This is a genomic window from Vibrio sp. 1288, from assembly GCF_033344475.1.
The window spans coordinates 1-19874 of record NZ_JAWPOX010000041.1 but is presented as its reverse complement, the minus strand read 5'-3'; the positions used below and the strand labels follow the sequence as shown (position 1 = coordinate 19874).

Here is a 19874-nt window from a genome sequence, read left to right as displayed (position 1 = left end):
GTGAGTTTGGACTACGCTAGACGAATACCGTCTTTCTCAATGACAATTTTACCCTGCTTGTATAAGCCACCGATGGTCTTTTTATAAGTCCCTTTACTTGTGCGGAAAGCATCAAAAATCGCTTCAGGAGAAGACTTGTCATTCAAAGGCAAAAATCCGCCTTTCTTCTCTAGCAAGTCAAGGATCTTACTAGAAAGATCGTCCATTTTCGCCACACCGACTTTTTGTAGAGCAAGGTCGATTTTGCCATCTTCACGAATGTGCTTAATAAAGCCTTTCAGCTTTTTACCGATGTAAAGCTTACCAAAAACATCCGATGGGAAAATCATGCCCCAATGCTTACCATTAACGATAGCTTTATAACCAAGTTGACTACGCTCTGCGATGATCAAATCAACTTGCTCGTTAACTTCATAATTCGCTGGAGTTTTATCTAACCATTTATTGAACTTAGTCGTACCAACAATGCGACCTGACGCTTTGTCGGTATAAACATACACTAAAATGGTTTGTCCGGCAGAGAAGCGAGTGCGTTGCTCACTAAAAGGAATCAGTAAGTCCTTTTCTTTGATGCCCCAATTTACAAAAGCACCTGTCGCATTCACACCCTCAATCTTCATTAAACCCCATTCACCCACTTGGGCAATTGGTCTTTCAATGGTCGCAGCAAGTTGGCTTTCTGAATCGAAGTACAGAAATACGTCTACATGCTCACCAATTTCAGTACCCTCTGGTACATACTTACTAGGTAGTAGAACAGAACCGTAATCATCGCCATCCAGAAATACGCCAAAATCAGCCTTTTTAATGACTTCTAAGCTGTTAATTTGACCAATTTTAATCATTGATTTTGTCTCTTTTTAAATTTACGTGGAATTATACCTAAACTAACAAGAAAATCAGAGAGAAAAGCATAGTGCTCTGTTATGCTGTTGTCGTTCAGCTATATGCCCCAGTCACTCTTTTAGCACTCTTATACTTACCTGCTCAACGGAACGCATAAGTTAAGAATGCTTTAGCAAAGTCAGGAGCTTTCTTTGGTCACCGTCGATAAACAAGACTCAATAACATTAAAAATCAGTCATGCACTCGCAAAGAGCAAAAGTGTCGACCTAGATATTTACTTTTTTATACCTGGTGAGCTTGGTTTAAACGCCGATATCATCAGTGAATCCGAATTTTATTACACCTCAATCACACAGCAACGATCTTATTACAGTACTGAAATCCTTCTTCCGCTAGTACACAGTCGACTTGCCAAACGTGGACGCCTGTCGAATCAGCAATACCGAGTAAGTTTGAGTTTGTTCGCTTACCAATACGTTATCGCGCTAGACAAAGCGGTAGCAAGTTTAAACAAGCATGAGAACAACTCCGTAACGGAAGATGAAGTGGACGAAGTTATCGAGCTCACGCTTGAGATCTTAAAGCGCTTGCGGCGTTCTATTCCTTATGAAGAGAACTTAAAACGCTACTACGTTAACATCGATAACTATCTGTCTTGGTATACCGAGCAAAAGTTCCTGTCACTGGTGGCCCATCTACCACGTGAAGGCGACTATGGCACGATCAAAAAGCGTCTGTTCACGCTATGTGAGAAAGAGCAAGCCCATCGTAAACTCAACAAATACAACTCATCAAGAGTCGTTGAAGACGTTACTCGCCTATCTAACAAAATGCGCTTGCTAAGGCGATTGATTGAACACCCTATCGTGCTTCGTGAAGAAACCATATCGATGGGTAACAACATTAAGCGCGCTATCAAAGGTATTGCAACCGGTTTAGTGATGGTTGTCGTGACCTCGACCGTGATTCTCGCTCGCGATTATCTGGGGGAAATTTCTGCCTCATTCATTATCGCGATGTCTTTTATTTACGCTTTACGAGAAATCTTTAAAGATGATTTACGCGATGCCATGTGGCGATGGATCCGTAAAGGCAAACCAAAATGGCGTAAGAAGTACGTTGATCCAACGACGAAAAAAGTGGTTGGCAAAAAATTGGAGTGGCTCGATTATCGTACCTTAAGTAGCTTGCCGGATAAGATTCAAAGAATACGTAAAAAACGCGTCGTTCAACGTGAAGAGCAGATTCTTCATTATCACGAGAAAACCGAAATGGCGACCTCTCTTTTCTTGAGTGGTTACGAACAAACGAGAGAAACATTGAACATCAGTTTGCGCCCTATCATCCGCTTGATGGATAAAAGCTCAAACCGAGTTTACCGTTTAAATGAAGGTCAAGTAACCAAAGAGTCAGTAGAGAAACGTCATTTGCTCAATGTGATTGTCAAAGAGGACAACCACACCGATGAGCCTGTTTATTACCGCTGGAAAGTGGTCTTAAATCGCTCCAAAATCGTCTCTATCGAGAAGATTGAACTCAATTAAGCCAACGCCTTTAAACAAACGAGCCACAAACCACTAGGCAGCCTCTTTTCTTTGTTGGGCTGCTTTTTTTATCGAAAGAGTAAGCGAAAATTCAGCCATTGGCTCGTCACCATGTAAGTTAGGACACAGCGCGACAATTTTTACGTCACGATTTACTCGTTCACCCGTTGCCAAGGTGTGCTCGAGCATCTCATCAATGACATGACCATCGTTACAAACAAAGTGCACATCGGCTTCCGGGCGCTTTAAAAACTCGGCTTTCACACCTTTAAATGCTAGCGAGATCGCTTCTCCCTTTTCTTGCGCTTTACTCATAGCAAGAAAACCACCAGCAACATCAGCGCCAACGGCTAAAGCGCCGAAATACATGCTATTCAGGTGGTTCTTCGTTCTTCTGCGCAATGGGATACGAACCTCAACATGCTTGCTATCTATCGCAATGATTTTAGGGTGGCAAAGCCAAATCAGCGGCACTTTCGAAAAGCCAAACAGATTTAGATACAAATTCGCACGACGTAGAGCTGATAACATTTTGGTCTCCTTACCAATCTAGTCAGACCAGTTAATCAACGAAAGAAATAGATGTCAAAGAAATGTTAACAAAAGCTCGATCTCACGAGTTATTTAACCCTCATGAAGTGACGGCGTCACCCGTGAGGTATGAAGTTTATCGCAGTTACTTAGATTACCTTACAGCGAGATAGATAAAATGGTTATAAATTCAAATGTATATATATTGATTTAATGATCAAGTTTTGTCATTTATACATAAGTCATTTAAATGAATACCTACACCTTTGTATACAATTCGGTATTTCCTGGCGAAGATTCCCGTGAAACGGTTTATTCCTGCCTGTAATTCCGTTATCTTTACCCCTTCGCAATAGAGAATAAAGCTATAACATGCCTATAAAAACAGATGAATTGAGAACCCAGCCTTTGGGTCCAATGCCTACCCCAGCAGAGCTAGGTAGTGTACATCCTATTACGGATGACGTTGCAGACCGTATCGCTCAATCTCGTCGTCAGATTGAAAACATTTTATCGGGTGAAGACGATCGCCTTCTTGCGATTGTAGGTCCGTGTTCTGTTCACGACACTGAAGCTGCCATTGATTACGCCACTCGCCTGAGTGAAATCCAAGACAAGTACAAAGACGAACTGTTTATCGTGATGCGTACTTACTTTGAAAAGCCTCGTACAGTAGTTGGTTGGAAAGGTTTGATTACGGACCCTAACCTAGATGGTTCTTACGCACTTGAAGCTGGTCTTCATAAAGCTCGTAAACTACTACTGGATATCAACAAGCTTGGTCTTGCGACTGCTACTGAGTTTCTTGATATGATCACTGGCCAATACATCGCGGATTTGATCACTTGGGGCGCGATTGGTGCTCGCACAACGGAATCACAAATTCACCGTGAAATGGCGTCGGCACTATCTTGCCCAGTTGGTTTCAAAAATGGCACAAATGGCAACGTAAAAATTGCAATTGATGCAATTCGCGCATCGAAAGCATCGCATTACTTCTACTCGCCAGATAAGAACGGTCGAATGACGGTTTACCGCACAAGTGGCAACCCTTACGGTCATATTATTCTGCGCGGTGGAGAAAAAGGCCCTAACTTTGATGAAGCATCAGTCAAACAAGCATGTGATGCTTTAGCTGAGTTTGGATTGCCACAACGTTTGGTTGTGGATTTCAGCCATGCAAACTGTCAGAAGCAACACAGAAAACAAATCGACGTAGCTCAAGACATTTGTAACCAAATTAAGTCAGGCAGCACTCGTATTGCGGGTATCATGGCAGAAAGCTTTATTCTTGAAGGCAATCAGCCAATGACTGACATCAATAACCTAACGTATGGTCAGTCTATTACAGATCCATGCCTAGGTTGGGAAGACACTGCTACAATGCTAGATATGCTGGCAAGCGCTGTTAAGTCCCGAAAGTCCCTATAACAAAATAATCAAGGAATCTTCATGCCATCGTTTGATATTGTTTCTGAAATCGATACGGTTGAACTACGTAACGCCGTTGATAATGCTAACCGTGAATTGTCTACTCGTTTCGATTTCCGCAACGTAAATGCGAGCTTTGAGCTAGTAGAAGAAAACGTAAAAATGTCTGCGGAAGGTGACTTCCAACTTAAGCAAATGCGCGACATTTTACGCGGCCACTTAGCGAAGCGTAACATTGACGCGAACGCAATGGATGCACAAGACCCAGACGTTACTGGTAAAAACTGGCACCAAACTCTGCTTTTCCGCCAAGGTATTGATACTCCAACGGCGAAAAAAGTAGTGAAACTTATCAAAGACGCAAAGTTAAAAGTACAAGCTTCTATTCAAGGCGACAAAGTACGTGTTACCGGTAAGAAACGCGACGACCTGCAAGCGACAATGGCAGCGATTCGTGAAGCAGAGATGGGTATCCCATTCCAGTTTAACAACTTCCGTGATTAATCAATCTGAGAAGTAAATAAAAACGCCAGCGCATAATCCGCTGGCGTTTTTTATTGGCTTTAGTGTAACGAACTACGTATCCACTTTAGCATTTGGCATTGCTAGATAACTAAGTCCTGTCCTTGCAGCAATACGAATTCGCTCGTTCCTTGTGGTATGAACACGCAAATTCGAAGCTTTTCAGCTTTAGCCTTGGCCAGCATATCCGAAAGCTCAGCAGCGCTCGAGAAAGCTTCTCTTTCTGCATCTCTTCGTATTAGTTCTAACACATTCGCTTCACATCGAGTTGAGTACAGAGCCAGCTCCGCTTGTTGCATATAGCGTACGGCTTTTATTGGCAACATCTCAACATCTTTCCCAACATGAACCCAAGTACAACTTCCCTTTTCATCTAAAGGTGTTGCCATGGTCGCTTGGTAAATTGCTTCTAACTCACGATTATCTCGCGCGTTTTCCACCTCGGGGTTCGAGAAGAATTGCTCCCAAAACTTGCGGCGTAAATCGACACTAGGCAGCGCCTCTTTAATTGAGTTTCGCTTTGAGTTAGCAAAGTCCGCCATCAACCCCATGTTTTGTGGCAGTATCGATTCAAGTTTTTCACGGATGTTTCGAATTAAAACTGGCGAAGCTCCACCACTAGAGATTGCGATTTGGATGCGGCCACGATTAATCATAGACGGCGTGATGAAATCACAATAAGGCTTATCATCCACAACGTTAACCAAGATGCCTAGCTCTTTGGCATCTTTGTACACTTGGTGATTTAGCTCAGGATTGTCTGTCGTCGCCCACACTTGAACAAAGTTTTTAGTGACAATGTCACTCGAATAGAAACGTTGTACCCAGCGCAGTTGATGCTCAGAAGCAAGCTTAGACAGAAAATCAACCAACGTCGGAGAAACGATAGTCACATCCGCCCCAGCCTTTAGCAACGCTTCCACCTTTCGGCTTGCCACCTCACCGCCACCCACGACGAGAACGGGTTTATTAATTAAATCTAAGAACAGAGGAAAATATCGCATTTCAATCCATGATTACTCTAATTAGCTGTTGTAGACCATGCTACCAAAAATGGGGCAAGCTCATCACCCTGTTTCGGTATCACAAATAATTTTTGTTTGAATTTTTACTGAACTTCACCTTGCTCAGCTAATGACAGTTTTAATAACAACTTTTTATTCTTTTGTATTGTTCACTCTTCTATTGATTGTTCTGATGCACCAAATTGTCCATGAATTGCACTATTTACAAACAATTAACATTTCGTCATTCTAAATCTCAAGGCACTTTGTAAGTTCTCTCAAAACTTCATTTAAATTATATATTTGAGAATTAACAGATCCTTTCCTACGCTTATAACTGGTTGATCTATCGAATGCCGTTTCTTCGAAAATCAATCACGTAGGACGATAACTCTAACGAATTGGACACGTTATTTCAGGTCACTCCTGATTAAACATGGATCATACAGGAAGGATACAAATGGCAAATAAACTCACAGTTCTTGCTTCCGTCGTAGCGGCTTCTACTGCGATGATGGCAACATCAGCTCAAGCAGCAGACACTACTCTGGACAAAGTCACAAAACAAGGCTTTCTTACTTGTGGCGTAAGTACCGGTCTACCTGGTTTCTCTAACCCTAACTCAAAAGGCGAATGGGAAGGTATCGACGTAGAATATTGCCAAGCACTGGCTGCAGCCGTTCTTGGGGATAAAACGAAAGTTAAATATGTACCCCTAACCGCAAAAGAACGTTTCACTGCGCTTCAATCTGGTGAGATTGATGTGCTTTCCCGTAACACGACCTGGACTCTCCACCGTGACACTGCACTGGGCCTAAACTTCGTAGGTGTGAACTACTACGATGGTCAAGGTTTTATGGTGAAGAAGGAACTTGGTATCTCAAGTGCTAAAGAGCTTGATGGTGCGTCAGTATGTGTTCAATCAGGTACAACAACCGAGCTAAACCTTGCAGATTATTTCCGCAACCAAGGCATGGCGTACAAACCAGTGGTATTCGACACAGCGGCGCAAACTTCGAAAGGTTTTGATGCGGGACGCTGTGACGTATTAACAACTGACCAATCTGGCCTTTATGCACTACGTTTGAATTTGAAAGATCCGTCCTCTGCGGCCGTTCTTCCAGAAATCATCTCTAAAGAGCCACTAGGTCCAGTCGTTCGTCAAGGCGATGATCAATGGTTTAACATCGCTAAGTGGACATTGTCTGCGATGATTAACGCTGAAGAATACGGTATTAGTTCGAAGAATGCGGATGAAATGCTGAAGTCAACAGATCCAAACATCAAACGTATCCTCGGTGTTGATGGCCCTAAAGGCAAAGGTTTGGGTATTCGTGATGATTGGGGCTACCAAGTTATCAAACAAGTTGGTAATTATGGTGAAAGCTTCGAGCGTACAGTCGGTACTGGTTCGCCGTTAGAAATCTCTCGTGGCGTTAATGCGCTATGGAATGCGGGCGGCTTTATGTACGCGCCACCAATCCGATAGAAAGAGTTAATCAGGGCGGTTCATGCCGCCCTTTTTCTTGATTATATCTCACTGTATGAGTAAGGATCGCTCATTGGATGGCGAAAAGCGCTCGCTTGGTGGAACGGCTTTAAAGGTTCGTAAGTCACCAGACATGAGAGCGTTATTCTTTAGCCAGCAAGGACGAAACTTCTTTATACAGGCCGATATCTATAACTAAGGTTTGAGGTTATCGCTGTATGAAACCGACACAAGATGCATCGCCAAGTACGATGTCCAAACCAAGCGGAAGCAAGAGCCTGATTTATAATCCTGCCTTTCGTTCTGCTATTTTCCAGATCATTGCCATTGCTGCACTGGTATTTTTCTTTTACACGATTGTAAACAACGCTCTCAATAACTTAGATGCTCGTGGTATTGCAACGGGCTTCGGTTTTCTGAATCAAGAAGCCGGGTTTGGTATTGGGTTAACACTAATTGAATACGATGAAACGTACTCTTACGGTAGAACATTTATCATCGGCCTTCTTAATACGGCGTTAGTCTCCGTATTAGGTATTATTCTGGCTACTGTGATTGGCTTTACCATGGGGGTTGCCCGCCTTTCTTCTAACTGGTTAGTTAGTCGTTTAGCGGCAGTTTATATCGAAACTTTCCGAAATATCCCCCTTCTTCTGCAAATATTCTTCTGGTATTTCGCTGTTCTTCAAGCATTACCCTCACCACGCCAAAGCTTAAGTCTTGGTGAAGCTATTTTCCTGAACGTTCGTGGCTTATATTTCCCTGCACCGACTATGGAACCCGGCAGTAGCTACGTTATTGCCGCGTTAATCTTCGGGGTAATCGCAAGCTTATTAATTAATGTATGGGCGAATAATAAGCAACGTCTCACTGGGCAACAAACCCCAATGGGAAGAATAGTTTTGGGTTTAGTTGTTGGCCTTCCATTGGTTGTGTACTTCCTTGCTGGTATGCCAATTTCACTGAATTATCCTGAACTAAAAGGGTTTAACTTCCGAGGTGGTATTAGCATTATTCCTGAATTGGCTGCGCTACTTTTGGCATTGAGTGTTTATACAGCTTCTTTCATTGCTGAGATTGTGCGCTCTGGTATTAATGCGGTTAGCCATGGTCAAACCGAAGCAGCGATGTCGCTAGGCTTACCACGCTCGAAAACTTTAAAGCTTGTTGTCATTCCTCAAGCGTTACGAATTATTATTCCACCTTTAACCAGTCAATATCTCAACCTCACCAAAAACTCATCGTTAGCGATGGCGATTGGTTACCCAGATCTTGTCTCTGTGTTTGCTGGTACTACCCTGAACCAAACGGGACAAGCGATTGAGATCATTGCGATGACGATGGGCGTGTACTTGACATTAAGTCTGATTACGTCTGCATTAATGAACTTGTATAACCGTAAAGTCGCGCTGGTGGAGAGATAATATGAGTACTCATCAATTTCAACCGGATCTCCCACCACCCGCCAATACTGTAGGCTTCGTTGGTTGGATGCGGAAAAATCTATTTAATGGCCCTATCAATTCCATTGTTACTGTCATTCTTGCGTATATTGTCGTAACTGCAATATGGTATATCGTGGATTGGGCGTTTATTAACGCAGACTGGATTGGCTCAACGCGTGACGACTGTAGCCGAGATGGTGCTTGCTGGGTATTTATCAGCGTGCGCTGGGAGCAGTTCATGTATGGTTTTTATCCAGAGTCCGAACTATGGCGCCCTCGCCTTTTCTATATCACATTGGCCATATTTACTGTTTTACTCGCGTATGAGAAGACACCGAAACGGATGTGGATTTGGCTTTTCTTCGTAAACATCTACCCATTCATCATCGCTGGGCTGTTATACGGTGGTGTCTTTGGACTAGAAGTGGTCGATACACACAAGTGGGGTGGACTACTCGTTACACTCATTATTGCGCTAGTTGGTATCGTAGTTTCATTGCCAATTGGTGTGGTGCTTGCGCTTGGTAGACGTTCAGAGATGCCGATCATTCGCAGCATTTGTACCGTCTACATTGAAGTTTGGCGTGGCGTTCCTCTGATTACGGTTTTGTTCATGGCTTCGGTTATGCTTCCATTGTTTATGTCTGAAGGCTCAGAGACAGATAAACTGATTCGCGCCCTTATAGGTGTGGTTATGTTTGCCTCCGCTTACATGGCAGAAGTGGTACGCGGTGGTCTACAAGCCATTCCGAAAGGTCAATATGAAGCCGCTGATGCGCTTGGGTTAAGTTACTGGAAAAAGACTGGGCTGATTATCTTGCCACAGGCGCTAAAGATTACTATTCCTTCTATCGTGAACACCTTCATCGGTTTGTTTAAAGACACCAGTTTGGTACTCATCATTGGTATGTTTGACGTACTCGGTATAGGGCAAGCAGCAAACACCGACCCTGAATGGTTAGGCTTTGCTACAGAAAGTTATGTATTTGTCGCGTTAGTGTTTTGGGTATTTTGTTTTGGCATGTCACGCTATTCGATATGGCTTGAAAACAAACTTCATACCGGTCACAAACGATAACTCATCAAGATCAAGGACGTATTATGACGCAACAACAAGACTACATGATCCAATTGAAGGACATGAATAAATGGTATGGTGAGTTTCACGTACTAAAAAATATTAACCTCGACGTTAAGCGCGGCGAGAAAATCGTTATCTGTGGTCCATCAGGGTCGGGAAAATCAACGATGATTCGCTGTATTAACCGTCTTGAAGAGCACCAAGCAGGCAGCATTTACGTCTCTGGTACGGAATTAACTGAAGACTTAAAGAACATTGAAGCAGTGCGCCGAGAAGTGGGCATGTGCTTTCAACACTTTAATCTCTTCCCTCATTTAACCGTACTGGAAAACTGTACGCTCGCGCCTATCTGGGTGAAGAAGATGCCAAAAGATGAGGCAGAAGCAGTTGCGATGAAATATCTGGAACGTGTAAAAATTCCAGACCAAGCGGAGAAGTATCCCGGTCAGTTGTCTGGTGGTCAGCAGCAACGTGTGGCGATTGCTCGCTCTTTGTGTATGAACCCTAAAGTCATGCTTTTTGATGAGCCAACATCTGCACTCGACCCGGAAATGGTTCGCGAAGTACTGGATGTAATGGTCGAACTCGCCGAGGAAGGCATGACTATGCTTTGTGTGACACATGAAATGGGCTTTGCTAAAGAAGTTGCCGATCGCGTGATATTCATGGACGCAGGAGAGATCATCGAAGAAAACAACCCTGTTGATTTCTTCGAAAATCCTCAATCGGATAGGACCCAAAATTTCCTAGCGCAAATCTTACACCACTAAGATTTAACCGAATCGACATAAAAAAGCACTGGTTTCTATGAAGCCAGTGCTTTTTGTTACTAAATTCAAAAATCTGTGTAAGAATCAATATAGCTATGCTAGTCAGTAATATTGTGTTACAAGTTGCCAAATACATAACATCTTATTTCTATTATTATTTTATCTAAGTTACGTATGGTTAGGGCTTGATTTTTTGAACTTTCAATCCCATAAATGTACTTAAAAGAAAGTCTCTTATCGAGGAAGATTATGAACAGTCCAATGTTTACCCGCACTTCAACTCAAGAAAGTGCTCTACAAACGAACAAAGTATTGCGTAATACTTACGCTCTACTTTCAATGACACTTTTATGGTCGGCAGTCGTTGCTGGCGTTGCAATGGCATTTAACCTTCCACATCCAGGTATCATCCTAATGCTGGTTGGTTTCTACGGCCTATTATTCTTAACAGAGAAAAACCGTAACAACAGTCTTGGCCTTGTGTTTACGTTCCTATTTACTGGCTTCTTAGGTTACACCGTTGGCCCTATTCTAAACATGTACATTGGTGCAGGCATGGGCGATATCGTATTAACCGCACTCGGTGGTACGGCACTATCTTTCATGGCAGCATCGGCATACGCACTAACAACGAAACGTGACCTATCGATGATGGGTGGCTTAATGCTATCACTATTTGTTGTGCTGGTTGTGGGCATGATTGCAAGCTTCTTTATTCAATCAACCCTCTTACACTTGGCGTTGAGCAGCTTGTTTATCATTTTCTCTACTATGGCGATCCTGATGACAACACAAAGCATTATTCGTGGCGGTGAAACAAACTACATCTCTGCGACAGTAACTTTGTATGTATCAATCTACAACATCTTCATCAGCCTACTAAGCATTCTAGGTATTATGAACGACGATTAATCGTTTCTCGTTAAGTAGAATAAAAAAGCCCGAAGGTAATTCCTTCGGGCTTTTTCTTTGTGTGCAATTCAGTGTATTACGCCTGCTCTACTGACAACTCGATAACTTCGTCAGCTTCTGGATTTTCTCTAAAGCGTCTCACTTTGATCGTTTCCTCTCCTAACATGATTTGCTTGGCGATTCGGTGCATACCGTCAAAAACACGATAGTCACTGGTTAAGATTACCGGATACGACAAATCAGCATTGTTGATTCGTCGGCAATGTTTTGCAATTTCACGGCAGGTTGGCTGTGGCCCTTCATGACTAAACCAAGTCACTTCATTTGGGCCTTTGATATCATCAATCGAAATTTCTTCTACAGGTAAGGATTCTGCAAGTTGCCAAATACGCTCGATGGACCAAGTGGATTTTACATTGTCATTAATCTCAATGTAACGTTGTTTCGACATGACTAACTCCTTGTCATCATTGTTGTTTCTAACCTGAATACAGGCTTTCATTAATCCAATGAGAATATCGGTCTATGAAAACAAACACAACGTTTAAGCTATTAATTCTCAAACAATCGCTATATCGCTTGTATGAGCGCTTTATAATCACCTCTCTCAGTTTGTAAACTGATTTCAAGGTATAACTTGTCTTAATTCAAACCGCGACTTCGCAATCGCTCATCAACTGATGACAAGAAGCAAAATACTCCAAACGCAACCCACCAATAACCGAACATCTTGAGCGCGGGCAACCAGACTACTGATTTACCAGCTACGCTAAAAAATATGTAGGCCGACATCATCGGTGTCACTAACATGACTCCCCAAGTCAAAAAAAGTAACGGCCCATAGATGTACTGCAACCAAGCATACTTCGGTTTTATAGGATTATGTTTTACAAATCCCGTCAGACATAGAAAAGAGAAAATGCTAAAGCATGCTTGCAGTACCGCCCATCCAATGGAAACGAAAAGATTCGACCACTCCATACACTCCTGCATTGCTCCGTGTTGTTGTTAAGCATGGGTGAACATAACGATTTTTTTCAATTTATTCTTTTGATTTAAAACTAGTTTATATTCGTTGTGATCGACTTATCTAAAACAATAAATATAACTGACAAATCAATCACACCAAGCGAATTGCATAACAATGCAAAACCACCGATATCAACCCCGAAAATTTTCTAACAACACGAATAAAAAAAACAAACTTATGCTTAAAATATAATTTAAGAGTATTCAGTTATAGGCCACTACTTTGTACGCTTTTGATTCGCTCGATACGACTTCGAGATTCTTTTGTTGAGAACATTCTCGGCTGTCGCTAATCTATAAACATCCATGTTTACTTAACGGATAAAACGTTATGTTCGTTTACAACGGCAAAGAAATTGAAACGGATGCTCAAGGCTACTTATTGGATCATACTCAATGGGAAGAAGGTATGATTGAGCTTTTAGCAAAAGAAGAAGACATCGAGCTTACGGATGCTCATTTGGAAGTTGTGCATTTTGTGCGAGACTTTTATGAAGAGTTTAATACCTCCCCTGCAGTGCGTATGCTTGTGAAAGCGATGGAAAAAGCGCACGGCCCAGAAAAAGGTAACAGTAAGTATCTATTCAAGCTGTTTAAAAAGGGGCCAGCCAAACAAGCAACCAAATTAGCCGGCCTACCAAAGCCAGCTAAATGCTTGTAGATTCATAAAATTTTAAAACCGCGTAACGGCTTATACGACGCAGGTTCCTGCATCACATGCTCTACTGTTGCCGTTCGCGGTCCTTCTTGTAACCATTCCGAAAACGCAACTATTTGCGCGTCTGTTCCACACGCCATCACTTCAACATCGCCATTGTTTAGGTTCTTCGCATAACCTGTTAACCCTAGCTTCAATCCTTGATGGGAAGTATGGTAACGAAAGCCCACGCCTTGAACATGACCTTTTACTATAAATCTCTCACACTTTACGTTCATCTTTGTACCGCTTCTTTTTACTGAGTGATATATTCTTTTCGTCTATTCACCCCACTAAGGATAGTGGGTTTTTGCACGGTTATTATAATTATGAAAGAAATTCCATTCCGCTGGATTGATAAGTATCTCATTCACTTAAAGATTCAAGAAAAGTTCTATTTGCTCTTCGTTCTCCCTCTTCTTGCTTTAGTCATTCTCACTCTCGTCCTTAATAGCGCGGCTAATACACTGATCTCAAGTATGTACCAAGAAGAGCTCATGCTTATGAAAGGTCTGATAGAGGCAGGCAACCTTTCTCAATCTCAAGTAGCAAGCCTCATAGCGGGTTCAGAAACCGTTTCTATTGGCTCAGGGCCGCAATCCGTGTCAGTTTTAAATGGTGCGTACAGCTTGGTTGCAAACCATGAACTTTCTTTATGGACTGCCCTATCAACGACTCAAGTGAGCATCATCTGTGTGAGCTTGTTTGTTCTCGCTCTTGGCGTTTACTACATCATGACGTTTATTGGCGGCGCGATGTTCACGATGAACAAAGCATTAAACACTCTTGCTGGTGGCGACCTAACTGCGAGAATGAACTTCTTCCCTGTTCGCGACGAGTTTAGTGAAATTGCTATTACGATAGACAAAGTTGCAGAACGAGAGCAACAAATGGTGCTGTCGATTCAAGAGTCTGTGGCTTTAATGCAACAAATTAGCTCAGATCTGAATCAATCGATTCATCACAGTTCAGATATTTCAGCGACTCAGCAGGAACACCTCAACTCTCTTGCGAGTGCAACTGAACAGATGGCATCAACGATTCGAGAAGTCGCGACACTAGCTCACGATTCAAGCACGCAAACCGATGATGCACGTAACGTGGCTCAGTCTGGACAAGTGAAAGTTGAGAATACGCTTCACTCGATTTCGAACCTTTCTAATGAGATTCAATCTGCGTCTCAAGCCGTTGCCGAGTTAGATGCCAATGCAGCACAAATTGATGAAGTAGTGACAACAATCAATGGGATCTCCGAGCAAACCAACCTACTTGCTCTGAACGCGGCTATTGAAGCTGCACGTGCTGGAGAACAAGGTCGTGGATTTGCGGTCGTTGCGGATGAGGTTCGCGCTCTTGCGGGACGCACTCAGCAAGCGACAGTTGAAATCCAAACGATGATTGAATCATTACAGCGTAACAGCCAGTCGCTTACTAAGCTGATGGAAGTGACAGTTAATAATGCAAATGAGGGACAAAACCTCATGACGGAAGTGAATCACGAAATCGGCTCTTTGGCAGATAAAAATCAAACTATCTCCGACAGTAGCATTCAAATTGCAACAGCAGCTGAAGAGCAAGGTGTAGTCGCGGACAATATCGCCTCAAGCGTTGAAGAAATTCGAGTTCAAGCAGATAACGTGTGCAATATGATAAGCACGACTTCACAAAACGTTGATCAACTGCGTAAGCAAAGCGACACAATGGAAGCACTACTTACTGGACTTAAAGCATAGCAACGGAATCTGTTACAGCAAATTCAAATAAAAGGGTCACTTTAGTGACCTTTTTTGTATTTAAAAGTCACTACAATGTACTGGATTGCCGAGGGATATTGCTTTTACCATTCACATCCCGGACAATACGCCCCTTTCAAAATTCAACAAGAGCTAATGAAATGACAGCTGCTATCTATTTGGTTAAAGGTCGTGAGAAATCGGTCAAGCGCAAGCACCCTTGGATCTTCTCTCGAGGCATCAACAAAGTTGAGGGCGAACCTGCTCTTGGCGAAACGGTTGATGTATTCACTCACGACGGTAAATGGCTAGCTAAAGCGGCATATTCGCCAGCTTCACAAATTCGTGCTCGTATTTGGAGTTTTGATAAAGAAGAAATCGACACCGCGTTTTTCGTTAAACGACTTAAAGACGCACAACTTCTTCGTGAAGACATTATCGAACGTGATGGCCTTACGGGTTATCGCCTTATCGCAGCAGAGTCTGACGGCTTACCAGGCGTTACGATCGACCGTTACCAAAATTTCTTTGTGTGCCAACTTCTCAGTGCTGGCGCAGAACACAATAAGCAGGCTATTGTTGACGCTCTGGTTGAGTGCTTCCCTGATTGTAATGTGTACGAGCGCTCTGACGTGGCCGTTCGTAAAAAAGAAGGTTTAAAAGAGAGCACGGGCGTCTTGCACGGCGAAGAGCCACCTAAATCAGTCGTCATCGAAGAAAATGGCGTAAAGATTAGTGTAGATATCGTTGGCGGACACAAAACAGGTTTCTACCTAGATCAACGTGATAGTCGCCAGCAAGCGATGAAATATATGAAAGGCAAAGAAGTTCTTAACTGCTTCTCTTACACAGGTGGCTTCGGACTTTACGCTCTAAAAGGTGATGCAAAGCGTGTGATTAACGCTGACGTGTCGCAACCTGCTTTAGATACCGCAAAATTCAACGCAGAGCTAAACGAGTTTGATATTTCGAAGAAGCGTGCCGTGTTCCTAAATGCAGACGTGTTTAAGCTGCTTCGTGAGTATCGTGATCAAGGAACTCAGTTCGATGTTGTGATCATGGACCCACCGAAGTTCGCAGAGAGCAAAGCACAACTAAACGGCGCATGTCGTGGTTACAAAGACATCAACATGCTAGCAATGCAAATTCTAAAACCGGGCGGCACGCTACTAACCTACTCGTGCTCTGGCTTGATGGATCAAGTTCTGTTCCAGAAAATCATCGCTGATGCAGCCGTAGATGCTAACCGCCAAGTAAAGTTTGTGGAGCGTTTTGAACAAGCCACTGACCACCCAACCGATACCGCATATCCAGAAGGATTCTACTTAAAAGGTTTTGCATGTAAAGTGCTTTAGGCTACGAATAAGTAAGACAAAGCAGAAGAAAAGGGCCTACTGGCCCTTTTTCATTATGGCTCTAAGTTAACCTTAGTTAGTGCGGATAACACATCTCTCTCAAAGTCCGCATTTCCCACGATTAAATCACTAAACTCTGTCGCCCCGTTTTCTATTACGATAGTTTGAATTGAGTTTCCATCGTTATGGGTTATTTCTAGAGATAAGTCATCGCCATCAATGTTCAAGTCAATACTATTGAGAAGTTCTTCTATCGTATTGTGCCCTGCATCTTCAACGACTTCACTCAGATCTAAGGTGTCCAAATCTCTCTCAAAACCTCTAATTAGATCTGTTCCTGTATCCAAGGAGTCGTTGACCCATTTAAAGACATCTGCCTCGTTATCATTACCGATCAAGATGTCATGACTTACGTCCACTTCAGCTTCAATAATATTTGCAGAGCCATTACTTGAAGCATTTACTCCTCCGTTTTCATCAATAACGAATTGCAGGGTGTTCTCACTTTGATCACCATCGTTATCCGTCAATACATAATCGAAGTCTAACGTTTCAACTGTATCACCCACCGCACCATAAAATGCATACGCACCGTCGTTTAAGTCGATTTCCAGAGTATGTTTGCTGTCGATATAGATAGTAAGCTGCATCGTTGTGTCGTCAAATGCATGCGAAATACCATCGTTATTTTCAGTTACTATTAGGTCTGAACCATCAAACGAATAAGTGACACCGTCATGTTCTATTTCGCTAATATAACCACCATCTGCACCAATACCTGTATCTGGAGAAGTGGTATACATCAAGTTCCCCCCAACAGGTTGAATCACTGACTGCAACATAACCGGAGGTAATTGAGTTACGTCAGGAACCACAACACCATCAAGGTCTTGATTCAAAAAGCCATCATATGCTACGCGATCTAATTGCTCCGGCATAAGATTAACGCCCATACCATACGCTAGGGCTGTTATCTGATTATCAGGATCGGTTAGGTGATCAATCCAACTCTGCTCGCGAGCGTCGTTTATAAATGATGACGCAGGGTTTGGCTGACCATCTGACAAGAAGTAACTAACATTCGACGCACTGGTTAACTTACCTACATCATCCCATGACTGTTTTGCTTCATTTAGCGCGTTGTTATAGTTAGTCGCGCCACCCGCAGTTAGCGTCTCAATATACGCTTTGGCCTCCTCGACCGTCAGCCACGTCGCAGCACCTATAGCGTAAGTGGATGCTGTACTGCTATAAGTAATAATTTGAACTCGCGTTTGACCGATAGACTCATATTGATTCAATAACTGAGTTGCCGAATCTTTCATTATCTGCAAGCGATTATCCGTTCGCATAGAACCCGAGACATCCATTATGAGCTGAACGTTGGCACTTTCTTTAGTTTCTGCAACTACATCGTGAATAATAGATGCAGAATCTGGTGAGTCATCTTCCACAATAACGTTGACCGTTGTGGAGTTAGTAAGACCACGAGCATTCGAGACAAGCACAGGCACCTCAATATTTAAGGTGTCTTCTCCAGATGGGTTGGAGTGATCAATCGGACCAAGAAGCTCCGTAGATACCACTCCAGTATCATTGACTGATATTTTGATAACCTCTTCACCGTTCGCTGAACCGATAAGCATTTGGTCGTTATTTGATAACGTCCACGTTACAGAGATACCGTTACTAGTAAGAGCTGTAGATGGTTCACTGAGCGTAACAGAATCAACGGTTTGACCCAGCGTCAATTGTTCTACATCAGTACTCGAGTCAGTTGTGTCATCAAAGCCGTTTAGAGCAGAGTCATCAGCAATGGCGTTGCTTAAGCCTTCCTCAGAAACGTTTAGTGTTACACCTTCTACAATTGGTGGGGCGTAAGGGTTGACAGAAAAGTACCCCGTTTTACTGTCGCCATCATTATCAGTAATAGTGTAGTTAAAATCGATATCCCCATCGCCATAAGGTGAGGTCAAAGGCAAGTATTGGAAGAACTCCCATTTTCCAGTGCTAGGTGTAAGTTGAACTTCGAATGCAAGCTCTCCATCAGCCTCTGCAATCAGTCTATTAGAGTTTTGTGGATCGACGTATATCAACACGTCTTTACCATCTAGAGTCTCTAAACCAGCCTCACCTCCATTTAAGACTATAGAACCAGGGCCATCAGCTCCATATACAGCACCGAGGTTCCCATCCGCACTAGCAATTGGCACGCCAGAGTACGCACCTGTAAAGGTTATTGATTTAACGGTAAAGTCACTGTTGTCTTCAGTATCCGGGCCATTGCCATTACTGGTCGCCTCGAGGATGATTTTATCAAAGCCTCCCTGTTGAACATTGAAATTTGCCGCGTAATCACCACTGCTTGCGTCAGAGCTGAACGATTGCTGAGCAATTAATACACCATCTCTATAAAAAGATGCGATTCCTTTCTCAAGTTCACCACCAAACATTTTCTCAAATTCTATTTCTGCTCCGTAAGCAACTTTATTGCCTAAGTCTATGATTAACTGCTCTGATACACCCTCATTACCCGCGAATCGATAATCGACTTCGTTTTCTAATTGGAAGCCGTTGTTACCAGAACTTTTAACGCCAATCCCTTCTGATGATTGATTGATTTCAGCTGTTCCCAGCATCACAGATTCGTCAGACACAAAACCGTTTGCAGTCACAACAACGTCCCCAAATGTTCGACTGGTTGCGTCTGCCTCACTTCCTGCAAAATCTATGCGCCCTGTCAGAACGTTAGGTGCACCAGTAAGCGACACATCGACGGGTTGAACAACCACAGGCACGTATGGGCAATCATCTTCAACGGCCACATTTAAGCTTTGAGATGTTGTTGTTTGTCCATCACTTACAGAAATCTGTAAATCAAAGTTGATGATGTCTTCCACATCATTAACAGGATGATCAAGTGGCTCAAACAGAGTGATAGTATAGTCCCAAGAACCTTGACCTGAAGCTGAAGGCTCGCTCAGCACAACAGTAGCAACAATGCTCAGGTGAGCAGTTTTCGCAGTCAGCGTTTGAGTACTGTTGTCCCACGTCCACGATATAGGCTCCCCTCCTGATGTTAGGTTGTTAGGGCCTGCCAATACCACTGAAACATTCGCCGTGTCTGGATCGGCAACTGTGAATGTTCCTGAGAAACTTGCGGAGTTAGTAGTGTCAGAAGGGGATCCTGTATTATCAGGGATACCATTAGCTAAACCTTCTTCCGAAACAACTGCATTCACAACATTTGAAATAGAAGGAGGAGCATCATTATCAATAATCGTCGCCGTACCCGTATCACTGCCTTGTACTGCGGCAATGCCGGTTACTGTCACACTGAAATCTTCAGGGCCTTCATAAACGGCGTCATCAATGGAAGCAATGCGCACATCAAATTCGGTTTGCCCAGCTGGCACCGTTACCACGCCATCGTTTGGCACTGCAACCCAACCGGAGCCTGTGTTGTATTCTAAGGTGCCTAAGTC

17 protein-coding genes are annotated in these 19874 nt (G+C 43.1%); 11 read left to right on the top strand and 6 right to left on the bottom strand.

What is annotated here, in order from left to right:
* Positions 1-11: 11 nt before the first annotated feature.
* Positions 12-845, bottom strand: coding sequence for a S1 RNA-binding domain-containing protein (locus R8O11_RS21610; protein ID WP_017633794.1), 834 nt, complete (start codon positions 843-845; stop codon positions 12-14).
* 192 nt (positions 846-1037) lie between these two features.
* Between R8O11_RS21610 and R8O11_RS21605 the strand changes: the two genes are divergently transcribed.
* Positions 1038-2390 carry a hypothetical protein gene (locus R8O11_RS21605; protein WP_318194421.1) on the top strand — a complete coding sequence of 451 codons (1353 nt, stop codon included), beginning with the start codon at positions 1038-1040 and terminating at the stop codon, positions 2388-2390.
* A 33-nt stretch (positions 2391-2423) separates the two neighbouring features.
* Here R8O11_RS21605 and R8O11_RS21600 read toward each other — a convergent pair whose 3' ends face one another.
* A complete protein-coding gene (locus R8O11_RS21600; RefSeq protein WP_005377418.1) occupies positions 2424-2921 on the bottom strand; it encodes a DUF4442 domain-containing protein in 498 nt (165 codons plus the stop codon).
* Positions 2922-3293: 372 nt separating this feature from the next.
* Between R8O11_RS21600 and R8O11_RS21595 the strand changes: the two genes are divergently transcribed.
* A complete protein-coding gene (locus tag R8O11_RS21595) occupies positions 3294-4352 on the top strand; it encodes a 3-deoxy-7-phosphoheptulonate synthase (protein WP_005390197.1) in 1059 nt (352 codons plus the stop codon).
* Between the two features lie 21 nt (positions 4353-4373).
* Complete coding sequence (locus R8O11_RS21590) at positions 4374-4856, top strand: YajQ family cyclic di-GMP-binding protein (RefSeq protein ID WP_005377415.1); 483 nt, start codon at positions 4374-4376, stop codon at positions 4854-4856.
* 101 nt (positions 4857-4957) lie between these two features.
* Here R8O11_RS21590 and R8O11_RS21585 read toward each other — a convergent pair whose 3' ends face one another.
* Positions 4958-5878: a bifunctional precorrin-2 dehydrogenase/sirohydrochlorin ferrochelatase gene (locus R8O11_RS21585; protein ID WP_005377406.1), complete on the bottom strand. Its 921-nt coding sequence runs from the start codon at positions 5876-5878 to the stop codon at positions 4958-4960.
* 460 nt (positions 5879-6338) lie between these two features.
* On the opposite strand from R8O11_RS21585, the gene R8O11_RS21580 reads away from it, so the two are divergent.
* From R8O11_RS21580 to R8O11_RS21560, 5 genes are all read left to right on the top strand, one after another.
* On the top strand, positions 6339-7367 hold the full coding sequence (locus R8O11_RS21580) for an amino acid ABC transporter substrate-binding protein (RefSeq protein ID WP_005377403.1): 1029 nt from the start codon (positions 6339-6341) through the stop codon (positions 7365-7367).
* A 218-nt stretch (positions 7368-7585) separates the two neighbouring features.
* Positions 7586-8791, top strand: coding sequence for an amino acid ABC transporter permease (locus tag R8O11_RS21575; RefSeq protein WP_005377402.1), 1206 nt, complete (start codon positions 7586-7588; stop codon positions 8789-8791).
* 1 nt (position 8792) lies between these two features.
* On the top strand, positions 8793-9890 hold the full coding sequence (locus R8O11_RS21570) for an amino acid ABC transporter permease (protein ID WP_005389988.1): 1098 nt from the start codon (positions 8793-8795) through the stop codon (positions 9888-9890).
* A 23-nt stretch (positions 9891-9913) separates the two neighbouring features.
* Positions 9914-10663 (top strand): amino acid ABC transporter ATP-binding protein, encoded by a 750-nt coding sequence (locus tag R8O11_RS21565; protein WP_005377400.1) that lies wholly within the window; start codon positions 9914-9916, stop codon positions 10661-10663.
* A gap of 249 nt (positions 10664-10912) precedes the next feature.
* Entirely contained in the window at positions 10913-11575 is a 663-nt protein-coding gene (locus R8O11_RS21560; protein ID WP_025766607.1) for a Bax inhibitor-1/YccA family protein, read from the top strand.
* A 76-nt stretch (positions 11576-11651) separates the two neighbouring features.
* Here R8O11_RS21560 and R8O11_RS21555 read toward each other — a convergent pair whose 3' ends face one another.
* On the bottom strand, positions 11652-12026 hold the full coding sequence (locus R8O11_RS21555; protein WP_033905333.1) for a chromosome partitioning protein ParB: 375 nt from the start codon (positions 12024-12026) through the stop codon (positions 11652-11654).
* A 909-nt stretch (positions 12027-12935) separates the two neighbouring features.
* Here R8O11_RS21555 and R8O11_RS21550 point away from each other — a divergent pair.
* Positions 12936-13265 carry a TusE/DsrC/DsvC family sulfur relay protein gene (locus R8O11_RS21550; RefSeq protein ID WP_005377396.1) on the top strand — a complete coding sequence of 110 codons (330 nt, stop codon included), beginning with the start codon at positions 12936-12938 and terminating at the stop codon, positions 13263-13265.
* A 2-nt stretch (positions 13266-13267) separates the two neighbouring features.
* On the opposite strand, the gene yccX is transcribed toward R8O11_RS21550, so the two are convergent.
* Positions 13268-13540 (bottom strand): acylphosphatase, encoded by a 273-nt coding sequence (gene yccX / locus R8O11_RS21545; protein WP_017634611.1) that lies wholly within the window; start codon positions 13538-13540, stop codon positions 13268-13270.
* A gap of 90 nt (positions 13541-13630) precedes the next feature.
* On the opposite strand from yccX, the gene R8O11_RS21540 reads away from it, so the two are divergent.
* Positions 13631-15034, top strand: a complete 1404-nt coding sequence (locus R8O11_RS21540; RefSeq protein WP_318194420.1) for a methyl-accepting chemotaxis protein — start codon at positions 13631-13633, stop codon at positions 15032-15034.
* A 161-nt stretch (positions 15035-15195) separates the two neighbouring features.
* On the top strand, positions 15196-16389 hold the full coding sequence (locus R8O11_RS21535) for a class I SAM-dependent methyltransferase (RefSeq protein ID WP_318194419.1): 1194 nt from the start codon (positions 15196-15198) through the stop codon (positions 16387-16389).
* A 53-nt stretch (positions 16390-16442) separates the two neighbouring features.
* On the opposite strand, the gene R8O11_RS21530 is transcribed toward R8O11_RS21535, so the two are convergent.
* On the bottom strand, positions 16443-19874 hold a 3432-nt coding region (locus R8O11_RS21530; protein ID WP_318194418.1), incomplete at its 5' end, for a VWA domain-containing protein.

What these genes read in the sequence shown, in the direction of transcription:
- R8O11_RS21575 (WP_005377402.1), top strand. Translation starts at nt 7,586, where the DNA reads ATGAAACCGACACAAGATGCATCGCCAAGTACGATGTCCAAACCAAGC.
- R8O11_RS21585 (WP_005377406.1), bottom strand. Translation starts at nt 5,878, where the DNA reads ATGCGATATTTTCCTCTGTTCTTAGATTTAATTAATAAACCCGTTCTC.
- R8O11_RS21570 (WP_005389988.1), top strand. Translation starts at nt 8,793, where the DNA reads ATGAGTACTCATCAATTTCAACCGGATCTCCCACCACCCGCCAATACT.
- R8O11_RS21540 (WP_318194420.1), top strand. Translation starts at nt 13,631, where the DNA reads ATGAAAGAAATTCCATTCCGCTGGATTGATAAGTATCTCATTCACTTA.
- R8O11_RS21565 (WP_005377400.1), top strand. Translation starts at nt 9,914, where the DNA reads ATGACGCAACAACAAGACTACATGATCCAATTGAAGGACATGAATAAA.
- R8O11_RS21560 (WP_025766607.1), top strand. Translation starts at nt 10,913, where the DNA reads ATGAACAGTCCAATGTTTACCCGCACTTCAACTCAAGAAAGTGCTCTA.
- R8O11_RS21535 (WP_318194419.1), top strand. Translation starts at nt 15,196, where the DNA reads ATGACAGCTGCTATCTATTTGGTTAAAGGTCGTGAGAAATCGGTCAAG.
- yccX (WP_017634611.1), bottom strand. Translation starts at nt 13,540, where the DNA reads ATGAACGTAAAGTGTGAGAGATTTATAGTAAAAGGTCATGTTCAAGGC.
- R8O11_RS21590 (WP_005377415.1), top strand. Translation starts at nt 4,374, where the DNA reads ATGCCATCGTTTGATATTGTTTCTGAAATCGATACGGTTGAACTACGT.
- R8O11_RS21550 (WP_005377396.1), top strand. Translation starts at nt 12,936, where the DNA reads ATGTTCGTTTACAACGGCAAAGAAATTGAAACGGATGCTCAAGGCTAC.
- R8O11_RS21610 (WP_017633794.1), bottom strand. Translation starts at nt 845, where the DNA reads ATGATTAAAATTGGTCAAATTAACAGCTTAGAAGTCATTAAAAAGGCT.
- R8O11_RS21600 (WP_005377418.1), bottom strand. Translation starts at nt 2,921, where the DNA reads ATGTTATCAGCTCTACGTCGTGCGAATTTGTATCTAAATCTGTTTGGC.
- R8O11_RS21555 (WP_033905333.1), bottom strand. Translation starts at nt 12,026, where the DNA reads ATGTCGAAACAACGTTACATTGAGATTAATGACAATGTAAAATCCACT.
- R8O11_RS21580 (WP_005377403.1), top strand. Translation starts at nt 6,339, where the DNA reads ATGGCAAATAAACTCACAGTTCTTGCTTCCGTCGTAGCGGCTTCTACT.
- R8O11_RS21595 (WP_005390197.1), top strand. Translation starts at nt 3,294, where the DNA reads ATGCCTATAAAAACAGATGAATTGAGAACCCAGCCTTTGGGTCCAATG.